We start from the raw sequence: 23,980 nt of genomic DNA, 5'->3' as shown, positions 1-23,980 counted from the left end.
CAGGCGGAGACCACCTACGCGAGCGTGAAGGCGACCATGATCGACGGTCGAGTCCTTCGCTCCAGCCACCCTGCCGACCTCGAACAGGAGGTCTAACGGAATCCTGGCGGTCTACCAGGCGCTGATCCGCACCGCCGCGGATGCCGCCGACCAGGCCGGCCTGGACATGAACCGGCTCAGCTTCACCGTCGCCCTGCACGCCGCCCGCGACCAGGTGGTGACCGCCGATGGCGTCTTCCCCGAAGGGCCGGTCCGCCTGGTCGGCGCGATCGGCCTCGCCTTGCTGGCCAACCTCCTGCCCGCACGTCGCCGCCAGCGGATGAAGGCCCGCAGCCTGAAGACCTCCAGCAAGTACGTCCCCAACTTCGGCAAGCACCCTGCCGCCGCCCAGAAGTACACCCTCCACGCCGAGGTCGTGATCATGGAAGACGGGCTTGTGCCCCGGCCGCGACGATAAACGCAGCGGCGTTGGGGAAATGATCTTCAAAGCGAGGGGAAGCACGGGGCTAGGAACAGCACACAACCGCACGTCAACGGATTTTGTCGGACACGCTCGAGAGCGCCAGCGGACCCGGGCGTTTGCGGTAGGGATCCAGGGGCTCAAGGCCGGCTGCCCGCATGAGGGCCTCTGCCTGCTGCGCGGGAAGCGTCCGGCGACCGGCCGAAGTGGCCTGTCCGCAGGGCACGCAGCCACCTTGACGGCCTTTCAGGTTCGCGAAGAGCGGCGCCGTGGGCTGGCCACAGGTAGTGCACCGCGAAGGCCACGGTACGTCATAGCCCGGATACGCCGTGAACGGTTCAAGACCAGCGGTTCGGAGCGTCTGGAGCGCCTGCTCCTCTGTGATCCGCCATGACGCCTTCCTTCCTGCGCGACGAGAACCTCACGCCGTCTGTCAGCTAGAAACCGTCGATGGCTCTGAGCAGTCCTGGAGGAGCACGGCGAAGGCGACGTTCTCGGAGTCGTCTGGGAACACCCGAAGGACCGTGGCGCGGTCCGGGAGTGTGATCATGTAGTGGTGGGCGAGACAGGAGAGCCCTCCCCAGCTTTCTCGGGCGTGGGCGCGCATCAGGACCCGGCCGCATCTCGTGCAGTCGATCCACGGTACGAGAACGAGGTCGGCCAGGTCCCCCTCGATCCCCCCTGCCGTCTCGATGGCGGTGACGCTGCTGTGCTCTACCAGCCTCACGCGAGCCGGCGTGCCGTCATCACGGCACTCGAGAATGCCGGGGCAAGCGTCTCCCTCTCCCCCATGCCTCCGCGAGCACGGAGATCTGTGCCCTGTCCGCCTGGCTGATCGGTACGCGGCGGGTGAGGAGGCCGGAGACGAGCAGACCAAGGCCCGCCTCCTGCTCCCCGATGGCCCAGCAGTCCCTGACTCCTTGGGCTTCGGGCTCCGGTAGCAAGGCGGCGAGCCGGTTCCAGATAACGGCGTCATCGGTCGTCATCCGCCAGACGCTGCGGGCTGGCGCTGACACCCAGAGGGCCGAGGCAGATCAGCCGGCAGCACTCGGTTGTTCATAGCGCTTGTAGGGCCCGCGCTTCGATGGGCACTGGGTCCTGTGGGAACGCGCGATTCCACGCTCGATGGGCACTGATTCTGTCGATGCTGCGTGGACAATCGGCGCGCTCCGACAACGGGAGCATTCGTCGGGCTGGGTTTGGCCGAGTATCGCGGATGGTCAGGCTGAGGGCTCGGATGCTCCACGGCGTTTGGATCGCCGGTGGAGGACGGCGGCAGCGGCAAGGGCTGCGGCGATGGCTGCGGCGATCGCGGCGGTGACCAGGCCGGCGCTTTGGAGGTGGGCGGTTGGCGCCCGCGGGGCGTCGGTTGTGGTGGGGGCGGACGCTGGCGGTGGAGGAGCTGGCGGGATGATGGTGGCGGAGGCGGTGCTTGCGGAGGCGGTGCTTGCGACGGCGGAGGCGTCTGTTCCCGGCGGGGTGGTGGCCGGGCTTGCGGAGGATGGGGCCGGGGCGGAGGGAGGGGCGGTGGGGGACGGAGTGGGAGAGGCTTTCGCGGGGGTGACCTCGAAGGGGGCGACGGTGTTGTCCTGGCCTGCGTTCAGGGTGCAGGGGACGTCGACCCGGCCGGGCCCGGCCAGGTTGCCGTCGGCGTCCTTGGGCACGAGGTGGAGGGTGAAGCTGCCGGCGGTCACGCGTCCGGTGCCGGGGCGGGTGAAGGAGAGTTGGGGCGCGTTGCCGGTGGCGGGGATCTCGAAGGCACCGGAGGCGGGGACGGCGGTGCGGGTGATGGTGAGGTGGACGGGGACGGCGGTCTCGTCCTGCGGGGCGAGGACGCGGGTCTCGGCGTCGACCGAGCCTTCGATGGTGCGCACTCCGAGGACGTAGCGCAGGCCGAGGGTGAAGGAGGCTTCGACGGTGGCGGCCGCGTGGATGGCGAAGGCGGGGCTGGACTCGCCGGCGGGCAGGGTGGCCGGGATGTCTGCGGAGATCCTGGCGGTGATGGGCTGTCCGCCGATGGTGGGGAAGACGCAGGTGTAGTGCAGGGTGGGGGTGGCGGGCTGGGCGGCTGCGGGGTTGGCGAGGGTGCCGACGAGGGCGGTGGCGGTTGCGGCAACGGTCGCGCGCCGGGTGCGCCTGCTCGGGCGGTGTGTACGGGATTCGGCGTTCATTGTGCCCCTTTCGTCGAGTGGTCGCGCCTGCGCTGTTCGCGGCCGTGGCGCTGCTGGTGGCTGCGGCTCAGGTGGCTCTGGATCCTGGCGTGGCGGAACTGGTAGACCGCGCCGACCTGGCGGAGCACGCCGCGCTGGTGGGCGTCGTCCAGGAAGGCGATCAGCGCCCAGGGCAGTTGCCCGGTGAGCGGCAGCCAGATGCGGGCCAGTGCCACCCACTGGCCCCAGGCGGTCAGGCTGAGTCCGTAGCCGAGCCCGGCGCCGAACGCGCCCTCCAGCCCGAACACCAGGCCGACCTCGAAGCCGCGCAGCGGCCCGTACACGATGCCGTTGACCAGACCGACGCCGATGCCGAGGACGAGAGTCCAGATGAGCAGGTGGTAGGCGACGTTGCGGCGGTCGATGTGCAGCAGGTCGGCGGGACTGACGACGGATTCGGGACGGACTGGGGCCTCGAACAGGGCGATCAGGCCGAAGACCGCTCCGGTCGAGAGGGCGATCGGCACAACGAACACAAGCCCGGCGGCGAGGCCGGCGCCCTGTCCGTCGGCGAGGCCGAGCGGGGCCACCAGGCCTTCGTCGACCAGGACGAGCAGCGCCATGCCGGCCGCTCCGCCCAACAGGCCGATCAGGAACCGGATGCGGGCGTTGCGGCGGGTTGTCGGGGTGCCGATGCCGAGCCGCATACGGACCGGCGAGGGTTTGAGGGCGGCGCGGGCGGAGGCGTGCCAGTAGACGAGTCCGAAGAGTGTGCCGGCGGCGAGGCCGTGCAGGATGCCGACCAGCAGGCCGCGGACGACGGCGAACCGGAGGCTGTGCGTGGTGGCGACCAGGTCGACGGGGAGGTTGCCGACCGCGGTGGTGACGCCGAAGGCGATGCCGGCCAGGACGGCGATGATCACGGTGCGGGAGAGGCGGCTCATGCCGGTGCCGACCTCCCACCAGGTGAGGTCTTGCCGTTCGCGGCCGAGCCGGGTCAGGTGGTCGGCGAGGTGGCCGAGCCAGCGTTCGGCGCGTTCCGCGTCCCACGATCCGGGTCGGCGGTGGGCGGTGTCGAGCCGCTCGGTGGGACGGGGGCGGTAGACGGCGGGGACGAACCCGGCCAGCAGGTGTTCCTCGATCGCCTCGGGGTCGGGGAAGCGGGCGGTGTCCAGGAGTTCGCCCGGCCGCCGTTCGGGGTGGTCGCTGTACATGGTGCGGGCGAGGGCGATCATCAGCGGGGTGCGCAGCGCGGCGGCGAGGTTGGCGCGGCCGGCGCTTTCCGCTGTCCGGGCGGGGTCGAGGACGGCCTCCCAGGTCGCGCCTTGCCCGTCGGTGTCGGCGGGCCCGGGGAAGGCCGGGTCGGTCCGGGGCAGGTAGCCGCGCAGGTCGTCGAGGTCGAGGTCGCGCAGTTCCAGGACGACGGCGGCGGCCAGCGGGGCGTGCGCCTTTCGGACGGCGGCGGTGAACTCGGCGTGCCGGCTGGTCAGGACGAGCGGCAGCTGGGAGAGGTTGAGTGCTTCGAGGGCCGGGGCGCGCAGGTCTTCGGCGAGTTCGTCGAACCCGTCGAGGACGGGGAGGACGAGGTCGTCGTCGAGCAGGTCCGCGGCCAGTGTCTTGCCGCTGGGGACCCGCCGGGCCAGGTGCGGGTAGTCGCGCAGCAGTCGGGCGATCAGCCAGTCGCGCAGGGCCACGGTGGTCGGGTCCCAGGCGCCGAGGCTGAAGATCACCGGCACCCGTTCGTTGCGGGTGCGGGTGTCCAGCAGGTCGAGGGCGAACCGGACCGCCAGGATCGACTTGCCCGATCCGGCCCGGCCGAGGACCACCAGCCGGCCCGACGGCACGCGCTGGTAGATCTCGGCGACCCGCCGCAGGTCGCCGCTGAGGTCCGGTTCGGTGCGGGCCTCGCCGGGGGCCAGCAGGTGGGCGTTGGCCGACTGGTCGGCGACCCCCGCCGACACCTGCTGCCAGCGCACCGGCAGTGCGAACGGGTGGTGCACTCGGTGCTGGGCCTCCTCGCGGCGCCAGCGCTGTCGGCTCTCGCGGGCCAGCTCCTCGGCGGCGTCGGCGAGCGGGCCGTGGTCCCGGGGCGGCGGCGGTGGTTCCGGTGGGGGCACCGGGGCTTCCGGGACGGTGCCGCCACTGAGGGCGCTCAGCCGGCGGCGGTCCTCGGGGCCGGCGTCGAGCGCGTCCGCGATGCGGTTGATGGTGCCGAGCCGGTGGTCGAAGGGCCGGTCGGTCTCGATCCGGCGGACGGTGCTCTCGCCGAGCCCAGCCCGCTCGGCGAGCTGGAACTGCGTCAGACCGGCCTGCTTCCGTAACTGCCGCAGCAGTGCTCCGAGCGTCTCCGCCACGACCCGCCCTTCCCCCGAAGATTCGAAAGAACGAGGGCGAGCCTACCGCTGATGACCGGTCACATATGACCGGCGCTGTGACCTGTGCGTTTGCCTGGCGCGACGCCAGCATCGGTGGTGCGGACAGTGGTTCCGCGGCCCTGGGCGCACCTCGTTGCGCGGCCCGGGCCGCCCCGTCCGCGACACCAGTTGCGTGAACTTGAGGGAGGCGGTGTTTGCGATGGCGGAGGCGAAGGGCGTTCTGCTGCCGGCCTACGTGGTGGCCGACGAGTCGGGCTCGATGGCCCCGTACCAGCGGGAGCTGGGGGACGGGGTGGCGTCGCTGTGCGAGGGGCTGCGGGCGGAGCCGATGGTCGCGGCCAAGCTCCGGCTGGCCGTGCTGGGCTTCTCCGACGACGTGCAGGTTCGGCTCGCGGTGGCCGACATGCGTACCGAGACCACGGTGCCCCGGCTGGTGATCCGCGGGGTGACCAACTACCGGGCCGTCTTCGAGGACCTGCTGCAGCGGATCCCCGGCGACGTGAAGTGGCTGCGCGGCGAGGGCTACCGGGTGCACCGCCCGGTGGTCTTCCTGCTCAGCGACGGCCAGCCCACCGACGGCTCGTCCTGGCACGCGCCGCACGCGGAGCTGACCGACCGGGACCGCACGCCGACCGCGCCGAACATCATCGCCTGCGGTCTCGGCGACGCCCGGGCGCAGACCATGGTCGACGTCGCGACCCGCCCCGAGTTCGCCTTCCTCGCCAAGTCCGGAACCGACGTCGGCCGGGCGATCTCGGAGTTCTTCCACTCGCTCACCATGAGCCTGGTGGCCTCCGGACACGCCCTGAACTCGGCCAACCCGCAGCTGGTGGTGAACCGGCCCGACCAGTTCACCATGGCCATCGACGAGGTCGGCCGGTGACGCCCGCCCGCCGGGGCGACCCGGACCCCACGCCGCCGGCGGCGCCCCCGAGGCCCGCCGGGCCACCCCCGGCGGCCGGGCCGGACCGGGCACCGTGGCAGCGGATCACCGTGGACGTGCCGGGCCTGGAGTTCGAGGCCCGGCCGCCCAGCCAGTACGCCTTCGACTTCCCCGACAGCGAGTGCGAGGGCTGGTCCACCGACCGGCTCACCCTGCGGTTCGCCTCCGTGCGCGGCGCCAAGCACCGCTACTACCGGCAGCCGCGCCAGGACGCGGCGCGCGCCGCCGTGCACGAGGCCACCGGCAGCATCGTCTTCGCGGTCGCCGACGGCGTGTCCAGCGCCGCCGAGTCCCACCAGGGCGCCGTCGAGGCGTGCCGGGCCGCCGTCGAACGCATCCTGCACCTGCTCGACCGGGGCGCGGAGCGGCTGGACGGCGCCGACGTCGCGGCCCACGCCGTGGAACGGCTGCGCGAACTGGCGCGGTGGCGGCTCGGCGTCGCCGCGCCGCAGGCGGCCGAGGTGGCCCGGCTGTACGCGACCACCCTGGTGGCGGGGGTGGTCCGTGCCACGGGCGACGTCCTGGAGGCCGAAGTGTTCCGGATCGGCGACTCCGGGGCGTGGTTCCTCGACCGGGCCGGCGGCGGCTATCACCCGCTGTTCGGCGGCAAGGCCGTACCGGGCACGCCGCTGGTCAGCAACGAGGTCTCCCCGCTTCCCCTGGTCCCCGACTGGCCGGAGACCGCTGTCGGGCGGCTGGCCGAGCCGTGGACGCTGCTGGTCGGCACCGACGGGTTCGGCGACCCGCTCGGCGAGGGCGACGGCCGGGTCGGCGAGCTGTTCGCCCGCCAGCTCGCGTCGCCGCCGCCGCCGTTGTGGCTCGGCCACGTGCTGGACTTCACCCGGGAGACCTTCGACGACGACCGCACCCTGCTGGCGATCTGGCCCCGGGCCGGGGGAGCGAGGTGAGCGCGCGGCCGGCCGCCCCGGTCGAGTTCGCCACGCTGGCCCTGGACGGGGAACTCGGCCGAGGAGGCCAGGGATCGGTCCACCGGGTGCGCAACAAGCGCATCAACGAGTCGGCGGCCGACGGCGGTTGGGAGGTCGTCTACAAGGAGTACGCCCCCGCGGTGCTGCCGCAGGTGGACGCGGCCGCGCTGGCCGCTGCGGTCGCGCTGCCCGGGCGGCTGACCGGCGAACAGGGGCGCTGGCTGTGCGAGAAGACCGCCTGGCCGGCCGCCGTGGTCCGGCGCGGCGGACAGACGTGCGGGTTCCTGATGCGGGCCGTCCCCGACCGCTTCCGCTTCACGCTCCGGACCCTGGCGGCCGGCAACCAGGGCTTGCCCCGGCTCGCCACCCTGGAGTACCTCCTCAACGAGGACGCCTACGTCGCCGGAATTGGACTGACCGTCACCGACCGGGACCGGCTGCTGCTGCTCGCCGACCTCGCGACCACCCTCGACCGGCTGCACCGCTTCGGCGTCGCCGTCGGCGACCTCTCGCCGAAGAACCTGCTCTTCGCCCTCGCGCCGCAGCCCGAGTGCTTCCTCATCGACTGCGACGCGGCCCGCACCGACCTTGCGACGGTGCTGCCGCAGGCCGAGACCCCGGACTGGCAGGTCCCCGCAGGCGAGGAACGGGCGACCCGGCACAGCGACACCTACAAGCTCGCCCTGCTCGCCGTCCGCCTCTTCGCCCGCGACCAGAGCACGACCGACCCGGCCGCGCTGGCGGCGATCGACCCGGCCCTCGGCGACCTGGCCCGTGCCTCGCTCGGGACGGACCCGGCCGCCCGGCCGACGCCCGCCGCCTGGGCCGAGCAACTGGCCTCGGCGTCCGGCAAGTCGAAGCCCGGCCGCGGGCCGAAAGTCGCCCGGGGAGCGAAGCCGGCCGGCGGAGCGAAGCCGAAGCCGCCGACCGGGCCGGCTGCCCCGCGACCGCGCGTCAACAGCGGGGCAGGTTCGGCGGGTTCGGCAGCAGGTGGCGCGGGAGTGGGCAGCACGGCGGCCGGAGTCGGCAAGGTGCTCGCCGCCGTGGCCGCCGTCGTGGCAGTGCTGCTGTTTGTGGCCCACCGTGACGACTCCCACCCGGCCGACGCCCGCTCGGCCGCCGACAGCCACCCACTGACGGTCAGTCACCCATCGCGCTCCGCCGGCAGTTCGTACCGGACCCCGCAGCCCGATCCGACCCTCAGCAACACCCGCCCGAGAACCCCGACCCCGACACCCACGCCCACCCCGAGCCCGAGTCCGACCGATCCGGTCGCCACCGCGGGCGTCGGCGACTGCTTCTTCGACACCGGGACCAGCGGTCACGCCGACCTCACCCCGACCACCTGCACCACCGGGACGTTCAAGGTCGTCCGGATCAACGAGGGCAGCACCGACCTGGACGGCTGCGCCAACGTGCCCGGCAACGACGAGAGCGTCAGCTCCAAGCGCTACTCGCGGGTCCTGTGCCTCAGTTACCAAAGTTCCGGCGGGGACTCCTACCACGCCCGGCAGGGCGACTGCGTCTTCGGGCCGAACGGCGCGGGCCCGTGGTCGCTGCTGTCCTGCCGGACCGGCGCCTTCAAGGTCCTCGCCGTCTACCGCGGCACCAGCGACCACTCCAAGTGCGACAGCTGGCCCCACTACAACCAGTGGCGGACCGTCTCCGGCCCCAAGGGCGCCGACCAAGACGTCCTGCAGTGCCTGTCCATGGTGTTCCCCGATGACGCGGGCTACGCCACCGTCCGCGAATGCCTGTCCAAGTCGGGCTCCACCTTCACCAACGTCGGCAGCTGCGACCGCTCCAACGTCTACGTCACCGGACGCACCAGCACGCCGAACTACCCCGCGTTCTGCGGCCAGGACGCCTCCACCTACTGGCGCTCCAACGAGTTCCCCGACCTCGGCTACACCGTCTGCTGGCGCTGGCGCTGACCCCGCCGAGCGGCGACCGATCCACCATCCCACCGACAAAGTCCAAGGACCTGACATGGCATACCGCTACCGGTGCGGCGAGTGCGGCTTCAAGACCTCCTGGGGCACCGAGTCCCAGGGCGAGCGGGCACAGATCGCGCACTACACCAACCGCCACCCCGGCCTGTACCCCGGCGGAACGGTCGAGACCAACACCAAGAACCCGGAGGGCGGCATCGGCTGCCTCGGCCTCCTCGCCGTGCTGTTCCTCCTGTTCCTCCTCGCCGTCTCGTGCAGCCGATGAACGGCGCCGACCCGAACACCGCGACCAGGAGGACGTCATGACGAAGCACTACTGGAACCAGGACCCGGCCACACCGGCACCGCCCACCTGGCAGCAGACGCCACGCGCGGTGCCGCCCCAGCTCGGCCGCGGCGGCGGCACGGCGCCGTCCGTGCCCGTGCAACCGGCTGCCGGGCCGGGCGCGCAACCGCCGGCCGCGTCGGTGACGCCGCCCGGGGCGCGGGCAGCGCGCCGCGGAGTCGGGGTGCTGCGCCACTGGCGGCTGCTGGTGGCCGCAGTGGTGCCCTGTCTCCTGCTGGCCGGCATCGGGTGGTGGTTCTGGCCGCAACAGCCGACGGGCCTCCCTCCGCACATCGCCGAGGGGACCGTCCAGGCGGACCTGCTCAGCGCCGACGGCGTCAGCAAACTGGCCGGAACGACGCTGGTGACCGGGCCCCAGTCGAACCAGCCACACGCCCCGCTCGCCGCGACCCCGTCGGAATGCGCTGTCGCCGCCGGACCGACGACGCAGTCGGTCTACGGGCAGGCGTGGAAGGCGTTCCTGTCGGCGACCTACCAAGACGCCGCAGGCTCGGGCAGCTACACCGTCAACCAGGTGATCGGCGTGTTCCCGGACAGCGACAAGGCGGCCGCAGCCTTCCGCGCGCTCACCGACGGCCTCACCAAGTGCCCGTCCTCGACACTCACCGACCAGTCCGGACGCACCTCGAAGTGGACCTACACGGCGCACGCGCCGTTCGCGGTCGTCATGGCGTGGAAGGCGACCCAGGACGGCGCTGCGGGCTGGGCCTGCTACCACCAGGCGCGGGTGAAGGACACGAGCCTGGTGCAGGTCGCCGTCTGTCAGGCCGGTGACGGCGCGCCGACCACCTCGAAGATCGCCGACGAGCTCGCCGGGAAGGTGACCGGATGACCCCGCTCCCGCGCAGGGCGGCCGCGCGCCGCCGGCGGACGCTGCCCCTCATCGTCCAGCTCGTGCTGATTGCGCTCCTGGCGCCGATCGTTGCCGCGGGAGCGCAGACGATCGCGGCGACCGATGCCGTGGCGGTGACGGCGCAGGCGGGCACGCTCGCCCCCGTTCCGCTGGTGGCGCCCCGGGGTTTCGAGGCTGCCCTGGCGACCCTCCTGGTGGAGATCGAGGACGCGAACCGGCAGGCCGCGGAGCTGGCGCAGCAGGAGAAGGACGTGGTCGCCGAGGCGGAGCGGATCACCAAGGAGTCCGCCGCCATACGCGACAGCAAGACCGCGCTCAACACCAGAGTCGCCGCGGTGAACCAGGAGATCAGCGGCCACAACGAACGCGCGAAGGCCCTGGACGGCAAGATCGCCGCCCACAACGCCAAACCGAACAGGTTCGAACTGCCGGCGCAGGCGGCCGCAGCCAATGCCTACGACGCCGAGGCGCGCCAACTGGAGGCCGAGAAGAGCCAGGAAAACGCCGTGGAGGACAAGATCCAGGGCGAGGAGAGCCAGATCCAGCAGGAGGCTTCCCAGGTCGACGCCAGGTCCTCCCAGCTCGACGCCGCCTCCAAGGCCAATGACACGAAGGCCGACGGGCTCAGGACGAAGACACAGCAGCTCCAGTCCAAGAGCCAGCAACTGCTGGCGCAGATGGCGCAGGTGATCCAGAGTTTCACCTCCGCTCCGTCGAACCCGGCGGCCACGATGGACCAGGGCGGTGACGCGCCCGCTCCGGCCCCGCAGGCCGGCAACCGGTCCATGAGCCAGGACGAGGACACCGGCGACACCCCCTACCGGCAGCCCTGGGCCTCCGCACTGAAGCAGTACGCGAAGCAGCACGGCACCACCGTCGACATGCGACCGGGCACGGCGTACCTGATACCCGAAGCCGTCCGGCGGCTCCCGGCCGCGCAGGCAGCCAACCTCGGCAGCCCGTCCGTCACCTACGACGGGCTGCTCCGCAAGCCCAACGGGCGCTACACGGCGCTGCGGGTGCGAGCGCCCGGGGCCGCCGCCCTCCCGGCCCCGACGCCGGAGGTGCTGGCATCCGGCGGGCTCGTCGTCCACCAGGCCGGCGAGCAGCGCGTCGTCGACGAGGTCATGTCCGTCGAGGAAGCGCCGAGCCCGTCCCAGCCCGGCCCCGCGAACCCGCCGTCCCCCGATTCCGATCCCGCCGACTGCCGGAGCGGTTTCGGTGGCGGATGGCGCACGTACCTGCCGGTCGACCGGTCCGGCCGTGCCCAAGGCGCGGAGGCGTGCCTCACCAAGGACTTCATCGACAACAACAAGGGAACCGCAACCGACACCAAGACGGTGGCTCCACCCGCATACCTCTGGGCGGCGATATACGCGTCCGGCCTCGGCGACCGGCCTGCCAAGTTCTGGCGCAACGCCTGCCACCTGTTGGCCGGTTCGCTCGGTGGCTCGGGCACCAGCTACGACAACCTCGCCACGTGCTCCCGTACGGCGAACTCCACGAACATGGGGGGATCGCCGCCTCACCACACCGGGAATATGGCCGCCTACGAGAATGAAGTCCGGCAGGTGCTGAACAATGAGATCGGCGTGGTCGTCCATTACACCGTGACCCCGGAGTACAACGGGACAAGGGTGGTCCCGACCCAATTCCACATGCAGGCCACCAAGTACACGCCCGGCGTCGGGGCGGTGAAACTCTTCGACAACTACGTCCCCAACGACATCTTCAGCCTGAAGGATCAGCAGTGGCACAACATGGGCAAGGACGCCCCGACCGGATGGGAACCGTAGAAATGAGCGACGGACAGAGCCGGGTGCCTGCCGTGGTAAAAGACCTCGCGAAGGAACTGACGGTCATCGGGCCGACCCGCGGCGACGTCATCGACTGGAACGCGGCCGAGGCGGTGTACGGTCGACCCTTCCCGGCCGACTACCGGGCCTTCGTGGCACTGATCGGCCACGGTTCGATCGAGGAGATGGTGGGAATCCGCATGCCCGCCGTCACTTCTGAAGAGTCGTATCAGAACAAGGTGTCACCGCTCGCACCTCACGCGATCGCCGACGCGACCGTTAACAACTGGGCTGCTCCCGTCCAAGCCGGGGAGTACCGCCTGGACGACCTGCTCATCTGGGGAGAGACGGCCGCGGCCGACACCTTTGCCTGGATTGCCGCTGATTCGGATCCCGACCGGTGGCCGGTCGCGGTGTACTCGCGCTTCGAACTCGCCTGGTCCGTGTACCCGGGCGGAATGGCCGAATTCCTGCTCCGGCTGCTGCGTGACGGGTTCGAGGAATGGCCGATCAGCGACACCTCCCTCCGAGGTGTCACCCGGCCGCGATTCCTGCATGACCAGGACGAGGAAGCCGCGTGGGAGTCGGGGACCAACCCTTGGGAATGACTGACGGCGTGTCCGCCGCCCCGTGCCTTCGGGTGCCGGGGCGGCCCGCTGCGTGCGGGCCACGACCCGGCAGCTCCCATGAGGCGGTGAAGTTCTTGTCGATGAGCAGCTGCAGGACGTTGACGTGGAAATCGGAGAAGTCCACCGGGACGAGGCCGTAGCGGGCGGGCTGGGCGGTGCGGGCGGCCAGGTTGGGGGTAGACGGACTGGTCTATCAGGGTCTGTTCGGCGGTCTTGGTCAGAGGCCGCCGGCGTAGCTGAGGAAGTTGACGTACATCTGCGGGAAGCCGGGGTCGGCGGCCGCGGCGTCGAACTGCCGGGTGATCACCCGGCCCTTGACCTGCAGTGGGAACAGCTGGTCGGTCTGCCAGAGGTCCTGGGTGCGGAAGTACTGATTGGTGCCGCCGGGCCGACGTCGACAAGCTCGTCCATCGGGAGGCCAGGGCGGTCGAGCGGCACCAGCCTGCGGGGTAAGTTCACCATCGGCCTGTCGGGCGCGGCGTCCAGGGTCGGTGAGGCTCTTGTGCCGGCGGCCGGGCCCCTGGCCATCTGGGCCGTCGATCCACCGTCGCACTGGTCACATTCCGGATTCCCCACCGAACTGTCCGTGTACCCCAGTACTCTCGGCGGGTGGCCGTGCCATGGACTGAAAGGGGGCGTTGGTGGACGGGATTTCCGCGCGGTTCGAACGTCTGCAGGCGCAGGTGAGGACACGGCAGGCTGCGCTCGAAGGGATGGAGGCCGGCGACGATGGGTACGACGGGGCGTTGAACGCGCTGCTGGATGCCACGGACGCCTTGCTCGCGTTCGGCAATGAGGTTCCCGCTCTGCGCGAGGCACCGGCGCGCCACCAGACGGCCCGGATCGTTGTCTGGACGGCGCGAGGATTCGCCGCCGTCACGGCCGCAACGGCCGGTGCGGTGTTCTTCGGCCTGGTGGGATGGGGGTGGCTCTTCCTTCTCCTGCCCCTGCTCGTGACCGGACTGGCGATGGGGCGGAGGGCCCGGCCGGCCGCATCCGGTGAAGCGCACGGGCACCAGCGGTGGGGCGCACTCTTCCTCGGGGCGGCCGCAGTGTTCCTCAGCGCAGTCGCATTCCACGTGGTGAGTGCCTGGTTCGTCCTTGCCGTCCTGGCTTGCGTCGCCGTGGGCGCCGTCGCAAGCCTTCCCGCCGGCAACACGGGCAAGGAGGCGCGGAAGTGACAACCCCGTACGACACGAGCCATCAGATCAGCGAGCTGCAGCGAAAGGTCCGGGAGCTGCAGGACACCGCGGACGACGTCGGCCGCCTTCGTCGCCAGCGCCCGCAAGGCCGGGGACGAGTGCGCGCCGCTGGACATCCTGCCCGAGGTCTACCACCGCTACGGCGTAGGCCCAGGCGGCGCCGTCATCCCCGACGGCCTGCTGCACTACACCACGGGCGGGGCCCGCCGGCGGTCATTTCCGCGTCCAGGGCGCGTTCCAGCACTGCCTTGGTGACCTGGGTCAGCAGCCCGCCCTCCCCCAGCAGGGCCGCACCCGACGCGTCGGCGCGGTCCATCAACCGATCGACGACCTCGTCCACCAGCCGCTCATCGACCGGCTCGACGTCCGGGTTCGCCTCGTCCGTCATGACTCGTCCGTTCCGCCTGGCCAGAGAGCCCGTGGCCGAGCCCTCGGCCAGACTGTCACGTCACGGACTTACACGATCTTTCGGACACGCTCTCTCAGAACCGTCTCGCACAACCTGCTGGTTTTGCGAGGGGTTCTGCGAACGGCGACCTGCGGATTCGTGAGCGGCTCCGGGGCATTCGCAGAACTCTCGCAACTGGTCATTTGTGAGAATCACGCAGCACCCGGCCGTAGCCGCTGCGCTCGGGTACGCGGGCCGAACTGTTCCGTGTACAGAAGCCCCGGCCGCGCCTGACGGTTCAGCCCGTGAGGGTGTTGAGCCAGCCGGTCAGCAGACGGTTGATCTCCTCGGGGCGTTCCTGCTGGATCCAGTGGCCGCAGCCCTCTACGAGGTGGGAGGCGGTCAGGCCGGGGAGGGTGGTGGGGAAGGCGTCGATAGCGTCGGACATCCAGGTGGTGGAGGCGTCCAGGGCGCCGCCGATGAACAGGGACGGCTGCTTGATCGGGGCTCCGCGGTGGGGGGCGAGGTCCTCCCAGTCGCGGTCCACGTTGCGGTAGCGGTTGAGGGCGCCGGTCAGACCCGTGCGCTCGAACTCTCCGGCGTAAACGTCGAGGTCGTCCTCGGCCAGCCAGGCCGGGAGGATGCCGGCGGGAAAACGGTCACGCAGCTGGCCGCCGTGGGCGACGAAGTGCGGGTCGGGCTCGCCCTGGGCGGGCATGGTGTCGGCGGACAGGGCGGCGTAGAAGCCCGCGAGCCAGCCCCGCACGTCAGGCTCGATCTCCGTCTCGGCCCGGCCGGGCTCCTGGAAGTAGGAGACGTAGAACTCCTGCTCGGGGCCGCCGATCTGCCCGAAGATGTCGGTGGGGCGGGGGCCGCCGGGTGGCGCGTACGGGACGCTCAGCAGGGCGACGGCCCGGAAGACCTCGGGGTGGAGCAGGGCGGAGGTGGCGGCGATGTTGGAGCCCCAGTCGTGGCCGACGACCACCGCGTTCTCCTCGCCGAGGGCGTGCACGAGGGCGACGTTGTCCTCCACCAGGTCCAGCATCCGGTAGGCGTCGGTCTCCGCAGGCTTGGAGGAGCGGCCGTAGCCGCGCACGTCGATCGCCACCGCCCGGTAGCCGGCCGCGGCGAGGGCCGGGAGCTGGCGGCGCCAGGAGTACCAGGACTCGGGGAAGCCGTGCACGAGCAGGACCAGCGGGCCGGTGCCCTGCTCGACCAGGTGCAGGCGCCCGGCCGGGGCCTCGACTGTGCGGTGGCGGAGTGCGGCGGACGGCTCGGGCTGCATGGGGTCTTCTCCTCGGTTCGCGGGTGGACGCAGGTACGCATCGATCATGCGGCGCAGCGACCGTCCACCGCGATTGCACTTGCCAATCTGGCAAACTTGCAGGACAGGATGGTGGAGCGGCACGTCCGGAAGGGGGCAGAGCGGGTGACAGGCGACGACGTGGCCGACGCGCTGGCGGCGATGGGCCCCCGGCTGCGGGCCGCACGCGAACACCGCGGCTCCACGCTCACCGGCGTCAGCTGCGCGACCGGCATCTCCCCGAGCACGCTGTCGCGGATCGAGACCAGCCGACGCAAGCCCACCCTGGAAGTGGTGTTGCAGTTGGCGAAGGAGTACGGCGTCTCCCTGGACGAGCTGGCCGGCACCGCCCCGGCCGCCGAGCCCCGCACCTCCGCGCTCCAGCGTTTCGGCGACGACAAGGCGGTGCTGCCGCTGACCCGGTACGTCGGGGGCCTGCACGCCCACAAACATGTCCTACCCGCCGTCCAGGAGCCGCCCGCGCGGCCCCGGCAGGTCTCCCACGACGGCTGGGAATGGCTGTGCGTCCTGTACGGGCGGCTGTGGCTCGCACTCGGCGACCAGGACCTCGTCCTGAGTGCCGGGGACGTCGCCGAGTTCGACACCCGCAATCCCCATGGGGTCGCGAACGCCGGCCCCGGCGGCCCGGTCGAGTACCTGATCATGTTCGGGCCACAGGGAGAGCGCCTGCGACCGCGCACCCCACCCGCCCCCGGCCCCAGGGCCCGGTAGCAAACAGCGAACGAACGGCCTGACGTCCTGGAGGCACTGTCAGGTTGAGCGGGGTGGCCCGGGCAAGGGATGATCGTTGGGCTTGTTGATCATCCGGAAGGGGGCGGCAGTGGAGACGGACGCAGCGGTGTCGTACAAGGGGTTCCGGTTCCCGGTGGAGATCATCTCCCACACGGTATGGCTGTACCACCGCTTCCCGCTCAGCTACCGCGAGGTCGAGGAACTGCTCCTCGCCCGCGGGATCGTCGTCTCCCATGAAACCGTCCGGGCCTGGTGCGGTCGCACCAGGCCCGGACGGTTTCATGGGAGACCATCAATAGGTATGTTCAGGGCCTAAACGCCCAGTCAGAGGTGGACGACCTGACTGGTGGACTCCAGCCAGCACCAGTCGACCGGGGAATACTGCTTCTTCAGCGCGAGGCGCCCGGAGCCGTAGGCCTTGAGGGCGGTCTCGACGGCGGCGGGCAGGGTGTCCAGGTCCTGCGGCACCGGGACGCGCAGCAGCAGGCGCTGCTTGCGGTGGAGGAGGAGGATCTCGCCGGCCGGGGTGCATTCCAGCAGCTCGAAGTTCTTCAGGGCTGTGTAGGGCTTGACCGTGGTGGACATGTGGGAGCGCAGCTGACCGTCGGCGGTCCAGGCGTAGAGGCCGTACCGGTTGAGGTGGTAGGCGCGGCCGCGGTGCGGGTCGGCGGTGACGGTGAAGTCGAGGCCGGTGAAGGGGCTGTCGTCGTGGCGGTGCAGGCCCTCCAAACGGCCGCGCAGGGTGCCCTGGTCGTCGAGGAGGGCGAAGCTGAACTCCTGGCCGCGGCTTCCCGACCGGAAGGTCCGGCCGAAGACCGGGACGACGAAGAGGTCGTCGCCGAGGGCGGAGGGCCGGGTCATCGTGCAGTCCTCGTAGTTGTAGAAGCTGCCGGAGGTGCCGGTGAAGTCCGACAGGAGGTCGGTCAGCGTGGGCGAGGGGCGGTTGTCCCGGCACACCGGCGCGTCGCCGAAGACGACGTGGGGGTGCTGGTCGGCGTCGGTCTGCCGGTCGGTGTTCGCGTGGAGGCTCGCGATGGCCCGCAGGGTGGGCTTGGAGCCGGGCGCGAGCGCGGTGACCGGATCGGAGACGGCGACGATGTTGGTGTTCGCGCCAGCCCACTTGAGCCCGTACTCCGAGGTCGTGCAGAGCAGACGACCTGAGGGCGTGACGGCGATCGAGGCGGCGAAGGGGTCGCCCGCCCTGGCCTTCTCCTCCTCGAAGCCCCAGGGCATCGGCCACGTGGCCAGGACCTGGCTCAGGTCGGCCGAGAACAGGTGGGTGCTGCCCGGCCGCAGAGCGAGCGCGACTGTCCCGTCCGGGAGGACCGCCATGGTGTCACCGCTCCCGTCCGGGATGATCGCCGACGCGGTGGCGTCCGGCCGGGGATGTCCGAACACGGCGGTGGCGACGGGCGTTCCGTCCGGGGCGTAGCGGGTGATGAAGCGGAAGTTCAGCGGGCAGTGGGCGGGGTCGGCCGGATCGCCTGTGCCGCGCCAGGGGCGCCACACGGTGGAGACCACGTAGGTGTCGCCGTCCGGCGTGGCCACGGCGTGCTGCGGGGCCCACCCGCCAGCCGCCGGGTCGAGGCCGTAAGTAACGGCCAGCGATGCGGGTATGGTCATGGGCAGGGTGGGCGTCCGGTTCATGATCGGAATTCTGCACCGGCCCACCGACAGCAAGACCGAGGTCGGCATCGGTGAACCCGAACCGGCGCGGACCGTTGCCCCGCCATTCCGGTGTCGTTGACGGGTGGCACTATGGCGATCATGAGCCGGATCATCTCGTACAGCACCGCAGCCAAAGCCGACGTCCTGGGGTTCATCGGAGCCGCCGATCGGCTCACCGACGACCAGCAGCGCCTCCTGCCCGTGATCCGGGAGATGGCGGAGACGCGCCAGCTCTCACTCGACCGGCAGGGCATCGACTTGGGCATAACTGTTCCCGAGGCTCTCGACCACCTCATCGCCGGTCACGCGAACTCGGACGCCGAGTACGCGGCCGGCGCCTACTACCGTGCGCTCCAGCACATCATCGACTGCAACGCGTCTGACCCCGCGGATCTCGGCGTCTACTCCAAGCCCAGCACTTTCTTCAGCGTCCTCGACCAGGAACTGGCCCGTCTGGGCGTGCCCAGTGACTTTTTGATGCACGACCACCTGTTCTCTGGCCCGCCGCAGGAGATCCCCTTCCTCATCCCCTACCCCGTGGACGGCCCGCACATCGGGATGCTCCCCCTAGCCAAGGCCGGGCCCGCCGCCGACGCCTACCGGGCGGTCCTGGATCTCGTCGACAAGAGCTTCCGGTACGACCTGCAGCTCCTGATCGACAAGCTCGAATTCGAACACACCGAGTGGGAGCGCGCCACGAACGCCCTCGACTGGTTCGACTCGGACACGATCTTCTTCTCGATCACCGGCTGACCGCAGGAGCACGGCCCTTCGACTGCCTCCCGGGACGGCCTCCACGGTGCTCCCCGCCCGCCCCGGCGGGATGGTCGTCCGGCCCCGGCCAGGCGGCCTGTTCGGCATGGCGGCGCCGGCCCACTCGAACCACTCTTCGCCACGCGCCGCGATCCTGATGTCACTGTTCGTCATGGCGGTCAGGATGTCAGTCGTTGGGGCCGCGCACCGGAAAGCCGCAAAAGATCTTGGAATTTGGCGTGGGGTGCCCGGCCACAGGCCATTTACAAGCGGTACACGGCGCGGGACCTACAACCCGCGCTGGTACGGAGCGCCTGAGAAGGGCATCCACTGGGGCGGACGTCCCCTCGCCGATGCAGCTTGATGGGTCGGGCGACCTTTCTGGCCCGGTCCTAGCAGTAGCCGTCCATCCTGGCGCCGGCCGGGGCGAGGTCGGGCCAGGGACGCCCAGCTTTGTCGGAGGCGGCCGACCGCAGGAGGTCAAGAAGAGTGCACCCCGGGTAGCCCTGGAAGCTCGCATAGGCGCCGCGGTAGTAGCAGCTCCAGTAGCTCACGACCCGCCGTTGCGTGCGTGCGAAGAAGGCCGGGTTGTCCACGATGAACTGCCCGTAGGCGAGGTGGCCGCTGGTGCCGGGTGCGATGAGATCACGGAGCTCGTCGCAGATGACCACAAGGATCTCCACGACGTACTCGCCGACCAGTTGCACGACGAAGGGCACAACCCACGGGTCCGTGCAACCAACGACCTTCTCCAGATGGCGCTGCCTGACCACCCCGCCGCTGCGCCTTGAGTACAGGCAGTGCAGAAGCTGCCGTTGGCGCGGCGAAAGCGATGCCACGGCGTCAGTGGCGGCTCGTGGTTGTAGAGGCGCCCGGGGATCGAACCCAGCTGGCCCTCCACAGCGACGGAGAACGGGGCACGCGGCTGGAACCGAGAAACAGGCATCACCGCCCGGACTGCCTCGGCATCACTTGGGAGCTCGATTGGGAACGCCGCGGCCAACGGATCGCTGCTGTCGGAGAGCGACTGCACGAGGGGGCGTGGCTATTGCGTGTCGGTGGCGATCACGGTCCATGCCTTGGCCGAGATGTCGTCCAGCCGCAGGTCGAAGGTGAAGGCGATCGGCCTGCGCTTGTGCGCGTCACCGCGCAGTACCTGTTCGGTGCGGCGGTCGACTTCGTAGTAGACCCCCTGCGCGTCGACCGCGACGCGGAAGACGACCGGGTCGCGTGAGACCAGCGAGCGCACCGTGACCGACGTGACGGTGGCCTCGCGCAGGACGGTCCGACGGGCCGTGCGGACGGGGGTGAAGTCGAGGCTGCCGTCGTTCATGACCCACTCCTCGAGGAACCGCTCGACGGCGACCTCGAGAACCGCTCTGTCGAACCGGCCGTCGAGGACGCTCAGATCGCCGGCGGCAGTGTCGGCGTCCGTGCTCCACGAGATGTTGGTGAGGGAGAGGACGTCGCTCGCCTTGGTGACCGTGCTCTTCTGCGCGACCTCGAGCACCGCGTCCCGGGCAACCTCCTTCTGGTCCCAGCCGTCGGTCTCGATGGCGCTGCTCAGGTGGTGCGCTCCCTCGGCGGCCTGCTCGAGTGAGGACACGATCCACTCGCCGGCCGCACTCTTGCGCAGCGTCCAGTACTCGACCGGGCGCGTCGAGCCGTCCTTGCGCACGGCCTGCCGGCCGTCGCCGCGGCGTACGTAGTCGCGGAGCGTCGCGGTGATCCGGAAGGTGACGGTGTCGTTCACCTCACCCGCCCGGTTGGCGACGTCGACCAGCTCGACCACCGGACCGTCGACGATCTCCACGACGTTGACCTCGCCACGCGACTCGTAGTCGCGCAGCTCCTCGGCCCACTTGCCGTACAGCACCGGGGACAGGATCCGCTGCAGCGTGGCGTGATCGTGTCCGGTCCACGCCCGCTGGGCCGTCACGTACAGCCACACCGCGCGGCGCTCGAGCGCCGCGCGGTCGAAGGTCGCATCGGTGTCGGCGATGGCATCGACCCGGGCCGAGACCCGGGCCGAGCGCTCGCGCGCCTGCGCGTCCGCACGGTGCGCCGTACGGTCCGGGACCGTGTTCAGGCCGCCTGTCAACGCCGCCTTGCGGCGCCGGGACCTGAGCCACAGGATCAGCAGGACCACGGCCACGATCACCAGCACGGCGACGAGCCCACCGCTACCGGCTCCGAACCCGGTCCCGAAGCCGACTCCGGAGCCGCCGCCAGTCGACCCGTGGAAGCCGCCACCGCCACCGCCATGGCTGCCACCGCCCCCGAACCCGTGACCGCCGCCCCCACCGCGGGCATAGGCGACCGTCGGGCTGCTCAGCGCAACGGCTCCCGCGACCACACATATCCACCGACGGACGCCCACCGGGCCCTCCTACCAAGAACCGCAGACCTTCCAGGCGAGCAAGCGTACAAGCAGGGGGTGCGCGTGAAACTTCGGGACCAACACCGTCTCGCTGCCACTACTGTCAGGGGCGGGCGGTACATGCCGATCGAGTCCGGCGCGGTGTCGGTGAACCCGAATTTGCGGTAGAGACGGTGTGCCTCGCCGTCGGCGATCAGGGAGATGAACGCGGTGGCCGGCGCGCTGGCGCGGGGCGGGGTCGTCTGGTCCAGTTCGTCGGAGAGCGCCTGCAGGATGACGCGGCCCAGTCCGCGGCCCTGGTGCTGCGGAAGTACGCACATGTCGACGATGAACAGGTGGCATGCGCCATCGCCGACGATCCGGCCCATGCCGACCGGCGCGCCCTGGTGGCGGAGGAGAACCGAGTGCCAGGAGTGGGCCAGGCCGATTTCGGCGGCTTGCGGGCTCTTGTCGTTCAAGCCCGCGCCGCTACGCAACATGCGGTAGTCCTCGATCGAGGGCACTTCAGCGCTCACGATATAGCCCTCGCCTGGAGGCTGAGGGGTGGTCACGATCCGCTTCCCGTCAAGGTGCCGCGAAGGAACTCGACGATCTCCGCGCGGGCGGCTTGGGCCTGGGTCATCACGCCCGGCATGCTCAGGAACGCGTGCGTGGCCCCGGGGTACTCGGTCAGCCGCGCAGGCGTTCCCGCCGCGCGCAGGTGTTCGGTGTAGCGGCGGCCGTGGTCGGCCAGCGGGTCGTGGGTCGGCAGCACCACCAGCGCCGGGGCGAGGCCGCTCAGGTCGTCGGCGTACAGCGGGGACATCTCCCGGGAGTCGGCGCCCGGGGGGACGGCGAGCCGGACGAAGAGCTGCAGGGTGGGGACGGTGAGGGTCGGGGTCCGGGCGTACTCGGCAACCGAGGGGTGGTCGAGCGCCGTCTCGGTGACGTCGGTGACGGGGTTGACCAGCACCTGGGCCCGCAGCGGCAGGCCGGCTCCCCTTGCCCGGTGGGCGGCCAGCGCGGCAACCAGCCCGCCGCAGCTCTCGCCGACGACGGCGAGGCGCACCGGGTCGATGCCCCAGTCGTCGGCGTGCCGCACCAAGTGCTGGAGTGCGTCCCAGCCGTCGTCGACGGCGGCGGACAGCGGGAGGTCATGGGCGAGCAGGCGGTGCTCGACGGAGACGACCACGGCGGGCAGTCGGGCGGCGAGATGGCTGGTGGTCCAGTCGCACTGCACTGCGGTGCCCACGAACCCGCCGCCGTGGACGTGCAGCACCAGGGGCAGCGGACCGCCGTCCGGGGAGGACGGCCGGTGGACCCGCACGGGGAGGCGGCGCCCGGGCAGCGGCAGTTCCTCCCAGGTGATCACGGCACCGGGGTCGGGCATCCCGGTGATGGCCCGCGCCTCGGGTGCTGCCCTCCGGCGGTTCTCCGCCTCGCGGTAGGCGGCCAGTTCATCGGCGGTCATCGCCGGCCAGTCGGGCTCTCCGGTAGCTGCCGAGCTCATGTCATCCCCCTCTTCAACGCGCTTCACCAGCGTGGTTTCGATACCCAAGGTTTCGCTACCTCAGGTATCGATACCTAAGGTAGCGCAACCGGTATCGTGAAGGAATGCCCCAAGCCCCCCGATCTCCCGGCCGCCCCCGCGCCGGCGTCACCACCGAGGTCTTCGCCACCACCCTGCGCACCGTCCACGAACTCGGCTACGCCCGTGCCACGGTCGAGCGCATCGCCGCCGCTGCCGGCATCGCGAAGACGACGGTCTACCGCCGCTGGCCCTCCAAGGGCGAGCTGATCGTGGACTGCCTGCTCGACGCGTTCGGCCCCGTGCCGTTCGAAGAGGGCGCCGACCGAGCCGAGTTGATGGCCTCGATGATCCACTGGATCGCGGCGAAGATCGCCGAGCCGGGCGTCGGCGACGCGTTCGCCGGCGTGTTCAGCGACGCCGTCAGCGACCCGGCTCTGCGCGAGATCCTGGCCAGCCGGCTCCAAGACCCCTACCGGCTCGCCCTACGAGACGCGCTCGACGAACCGGACGACCGTGTCCTGTTCTTCATCGACACCGTCGTCGGCACCCTCCTGCACCGCATGGGTATGACCGGCCTACCGATGGCCGACACCGACGTCGCCGCGCTTACCGAGATGGTCCTCAAGCACTTCACCGACAGCTCCAGGCGGACCCACACCCACCATCCAGCCACCCCTGACAGCGAAGAAGCCCGCCCCACCGTTGAGCCAGGACACACCCCGCCGACCCGTGCAGCCCAACCCGAAACGTGAAACAAGGGCCAGACAAACTGAGGCGCATCCAGATCGGCACTGGCCGATTTCACAGATGCTCATCAGCCGGCCGGTCAGGTAGTGCCGCCAGGACGCGGCGGCATTGTCGCGGTTGAACCAGGGCGTGTCGGTGAAGGTCCGGGCCGACCAGGTCTCCTGTCGGTCGTCGAGCCCGGGCTGGTTGAGCAGTTGGAAGCGGATCGCCGGCGCCCGCCGCGTTGACCCGGCCGGCCGGAAACTGATCCGGCGAGCCGAACCGACTCGGCCCGGTGTTGCCGCTGACTGCTCCCCCCGGCTCGGTCAGCGACGGAAGGCGGGCATCCCGGCGTGGGTGGACACCAGGGCCGGCTTGGCGGAGCCGTCGGCCGGGACGGTGGCGATGCCGCCGGTGGTGCGGGCCGCGATGGTCCTGCCGTCCGGGGACCAGGTGGGCTGAACGTAGTTGGCGGTGGCGCCGGGGGTGATGTCCTTGCCGGTCTGGTCCTGGCTGTCCAGGTCCCGCTCGAACAGGTGATTGTGCCCGTCGACGGAGCGGACGAAGACGACCTTGTCGCCGTCGGGCGACAGCGCGGGCTCGGAGCCCTCGGTCACCTCGCTGCCGCGCTGGCGCAGGTACTCGTCGCGGATGTACACCTTGCCGGTGTCGGTGTTGGCGTAGCCGGAGCGGCTGCCGTGGCCGCTGGGCCAGACGTTCCCGGTCTGCGGCAGCGGGTCCGGTGTCGAGAAAGCGTTCGCATTCCATCTTCCGTGTGTCACTGCTGTGTAACAGTGCTCAACTGCCCTGTCTCCCAGAGGCCTCCTCCCCCAGTCCCTCCTTGCCGCAGATGACCACGAGCCC

At 70.9% G+C, this 23,980-nt stretch carries 21 protein-coding genes and 3 pseudogenes; 13 read left to right on the top strand and 11 right to left on the bottom strand.

The annotated features are described in order from the left end of the window. Positions 1–166: 166 nt before the first annotated feature. Positions 167–457: a hypothetical protein gene (locus ACZ5ON_RS31155; protein WP_465599702.1), complete on the top strand. Its 291-nt coding sequence runs from the start codon at positions 167–169 to the stop codon at positions 455–457. 436 nt (positions 458–893) lie between these two features. Here ACZ5ON_RS31155 and ACZ5ON_RS31150 read toward each other — a convergent pair whose 3' ends face one another. From ACZ5ON_RS31150 to ACZ5ON_RS31140, 3 genes are all read right to left on the bottom strand, one after another. Next, positions 894–1,187: a hypothetical protein gene (locus tag ACZ5ON_RS31150; RefSeq protein ID WP_465599700.1), complete on the bottom strand. Its 294-nt coding sequence runs from the start codon at positions 1,185–1,187 to the stop codon at positions 894–896. Positions 1,188–1,680: 493 nt separating this feature from the next. Continuing rightward, positions 1,681–2,631 (bottom strand): DUF6801 domain-containing protein, encoded by a 951-nt coding sequence (locus tag ACZ5ON_RS31145; protein WP_465599698.1) that lies wholly within the window; start codon positions 2,629–2,631, stop codon positions 1,681–1,683. After that, a complete protein-coding gene (locus ACZ5ON_RS31140) occupies positions 2,628–4,964 on the bottom strand; it encodes a helix-turn-helix transcriptional regulator (RefSeq protein WP_465599696.1) in 2,337 nt (778 codons plus the stop codon). Before ACZ5ON_RS31140 ends, ACZ5ON_RS31145 begins: the two co-directional genes overlap by 4 nt. A gap of 220 nt (positions 4,965–5,184) precedes the next feature. On the opposite strand from ACZ5ON_RS31140, the gene ACZ5ON_RS31135 reads away from it, so the two are divergent. The 8 genes from ACZ5ON_RS31135 (at position 5,185) to ACZ5ON_RS31100 (ending at position 13,614) form a co-directional block, all read left to right on the top strand. After that, the gene (locus ACZ5ON_RS31135) at positions 5,185–5,868 is read left to right on the top strand and encodes a vWA domain-containing protein (protein WP_045306214.1); all 684 of its coding nucleotides are present in this window, start codon (positions 5,185–5,187) and stop codon (positions 5,866–5,868) included. Further along, on the top strand, positions 5,865–6,836 hold the full coding sequence (locus ACZ5ON_RS31130) for a protein phosphatase 2C domain-containing protein (RefSeq protein WP_465599693.1): 972 nt from the start codon (positions 5,865–5,867) through the stop codon (positions 6,834–6,836). The genes ACZ5ON_RS31135 and ACZ5ON_RS31130 overlap by 4 nt, the downstream gene beginning before the upstream one ends. After that, a complete protein-coding gene (locus tag ACZ5ON_RS31125) occupies positions 6,833–8,791 on the top strand; it encodes an LppU/SCO3897 family protein (RefSeq protein WP_465599691.1) in 1,959 nt (652 codons plus the stop codon). Before ACZ5ON_RS31130 ends, ACZ5ON_RS31125 begins: the two co-directional genes overlap by 4 nt. Positions 8,792–8,846: 55 nt before the next feature. Beyond that, the gene (locus ACZ5ON_RS31120) at positions 8,847–9,074 is read left to right on the top strand and encodes a hypothetical protein (protein WP_465599690.1); all 228 of its coding nucleotides are present in this window, start codon (positions 8,847–8,849) and stop codon (positions 9,072–9,074) included. 37 nt (positions 9,075–9,111) lie between these two features. Beyond that, positions 9,112–9,987, top strand: a complete 876-nt coding sequence (locus tag ACZ5ON_RS31115) for a sensor domain-containing protein (RefSeq protein WP_465599688.1) — start codon at positions 9,112–9,114, stop codon at positions 9,985–9,987. Beyond that, positions 9,984–11,804 (top strand): DNA/RNA non-specific endonuclease, encoded by a 1,821-nt coding sequence (locus ACZ5ON_RS31110; RefSeq protein ID WP_465599686.1) that lies wholly within the window; start codon positions 9,984–9,986, stop codon positions 11,802–11,804. The genes ACZ5ON_RS31115 and ACZ5ON_RS31110 overlap by 4 nt, the downstream gene beginning before the upstream one ends. Then, positions 11,792–12,412, top strand: coding sequence for a hypothetical protein (locus ACZ5ON_RS31105; RefSeq protein ID WP_465599684.1), 621 nt, complete (start codon positions 11,792–11,794; stop codon positions 12,410–12,412). Before ACZ5ON_RS31110 ends, ACZ5ON_RS31105 begins: the two co-directional genes overlap by 13 nt. Positions 12,413–13,074: 662 nt before the next feature. Then, positions 13,075–13,614 carry a hypothetical protein gene (locus ACZ5ON_RS31100; RefSeq protein WP_465599682.1) on the top strand — a complete coding sequence of 180 codons (540 nt, stop codon included), beginning with the start codon at positions 13,075–13,077 and terminating at the stop codon, positions 13,612–13,614. A gap of 232 nt (positions 13,615–13,846) precedes the next feature. Here the strand turns inward: ACZ5ON_RS31100 and ACZ5ON_RS31095 are convergent. Together ACZ5ON_RS31095 and ACZ5ON_RS31090 are read right to left on the bottom strand one after the other, a co-directional pair. Then, a pseudogene (locus ACZ5ON_RS31095) lies at positions 13,847–14,023 on the bottom strand (IS256 family transposase); the annotation flags it as partial. A gap of 298 nt (positions 14,024–14,321) precedes the next feature. Next, positions 14,322–15,308, bottom strand: coding sequence for an alpha/beta fold hydrolase (locus ACZ5ON_RS31090; RefSeq protein WP_217562430.1), 987 nt, complete (start codon positions 15,306–15,308; stop codon positions 14,322–14,324). Positions 15,309–15,452: 144 nt separating this feature from the next. Between ACZ5ON_RS31090 and ACZ5ON_RS31085 the strand changes: the two genes are divergently transcribed. Both ACZ5ON_RS31085 and ACZ5ON_RS31080 read left to right on the top strand, forming a co-directional pair. Further along, on the top strand, positions 15,453–16,058 hold the full coding sequence (locus tag ACZ5ON_RS31085) for a helix-turn-helix domain-containing protein (RefSeq protein ID WP_465599679.1): 606 nt from the start codon (positions 15,453–15,455) through the stop codon (positions 16,056–16,058). Positions 16,059–16,185: 127 nt separating this feature from the next. Beyond that, positions 16,186–16,332, top strand: a pseudogene (locus ACZ5ON_RS31080) (IS6 family transposase); the annotation flags it as partial. 71 nt (positions 16,333–16,403) lie between these two features. Here ACZ5ON_RS31080 and ACZ5ON_RS31075 read toward each other — a convergent pair. After that, entirely contained in the window at positions 16,404–17,726 is a 1,323-nt protein-coding gene (locus ACZ5ON_RS31075) for a hypothetical protein (RefSeq protein ID WP_465599677.1), read from the bottom strand. Positions 17,727–17,846: 120 nt separating this feature from the next. On the opposite strand from ACZ5ON_RS31075, the gene ACZ5ON_RS31070 reads away from it, so the two are divergent. Next, positions 17,847–18,500: a DUF7691 family protein gene (locus ACZ5ON_RS31070; protein WP_465599675.1), complete on the top strand. Its 654-nt coding sequence runs from the start codon at positions 17,847–17,849 to the stop codon at positions 18,498–18,500. Between the two features lie 392 nt (positions 18,501–18,892). Here ACZ5ON_RS31070 and ACZ5ON_RS31065 read toward each other — a convergent pair. The 4 genes and pseudogenes from ACZ5ON_RS31065 to ACZ5ON_RS31050 form a co-directional block, all read right to left on the bottom strand. Further along, positions 18,893–19,533, bottom strand: a pseudogene (locus ACZ5ON_RS31065) (hypothetical protein). 12 nt (positions 19,534–19,545) lie between these two features. Continuing rightward, positions 19,546–20,667: a TIM44-like domain-containing protein gene (locus ACZ5ON_RS31060; protein WP_465599673.1), complete on the bottom strand. Its 1,122-nt coding sequence runs from the start codon at positions 20,665–20,667 to the stop codon at positions 19,546–19,548. A gap of 164 nt (positions 20,668–20,831) precedes the next feature. Next, positions 20,832–21,431, bottom strand: coding sequence for a GNAT family N-acetyltransferase (locus ACZ5ON_RS31055; RefSeq protein ID WP_465599671.1), 600 nt, complete (start codon positions 21,429–21,431; stop codon positions 20,832–20,834). Beyond that, entirely contained in the window at positions 21,428–22,369 is a 942-nt protein-coding gene (locus ACZ5ON_RS31050) for an alpha/beta hydrolase (RefSeq protein WP_465599670.1), read from the bottom strand. The genes ACZ5ON_RS31055 and ACZ5ON_RS31050 overlap by 4 nt, the downstream gene beginning before the upstream one ends. A 104-nt stretch (positions 22,370–22,473) precedes the next feature. On the opposite strand from ACZ5ON_RS31050, the gene ACZ5ON_RS31045 reads away from it, so the two are divergent. Further along, positions 22,474–23,142: a TetR/AcrR family transcriptional regulator gene (locus tag ACZ5ON_RS31045; RefSeq protein ID WP_465599669.1), complete on the top strand. Its 669-nt coding sequence runs from the start codon at positions 22,474–22,476 to the stop codon at positions 23,140–23,142. Positions 23,143–23,442: 300 nt separating this feature from the next. Here the strand turns inward: ACZ5ON_RS31045 and ACZ5ON_RS31040 are convergent, their stop codons facing one another. Continuing rightward, entirely contained in the window at positions 23,443–23,898 is a 456-nt protein-coding gene (locus tag ACZ5ON_RS31040) for a TolB family protein (RefSeq protein ID WP_465599667.1), read from the bottom strand. Positions 23,899–23,980: the final 82 nt, after the last annotated feature.

The organism is Kitasatospora sp. NPDC032150 (genome assembly GCF_055579945.1).
The sequence above is the reverse complement of the archived record's forward strand: the minus strand, read 5'-3'. Positions and strand labels throughout refer to the sequence as shown.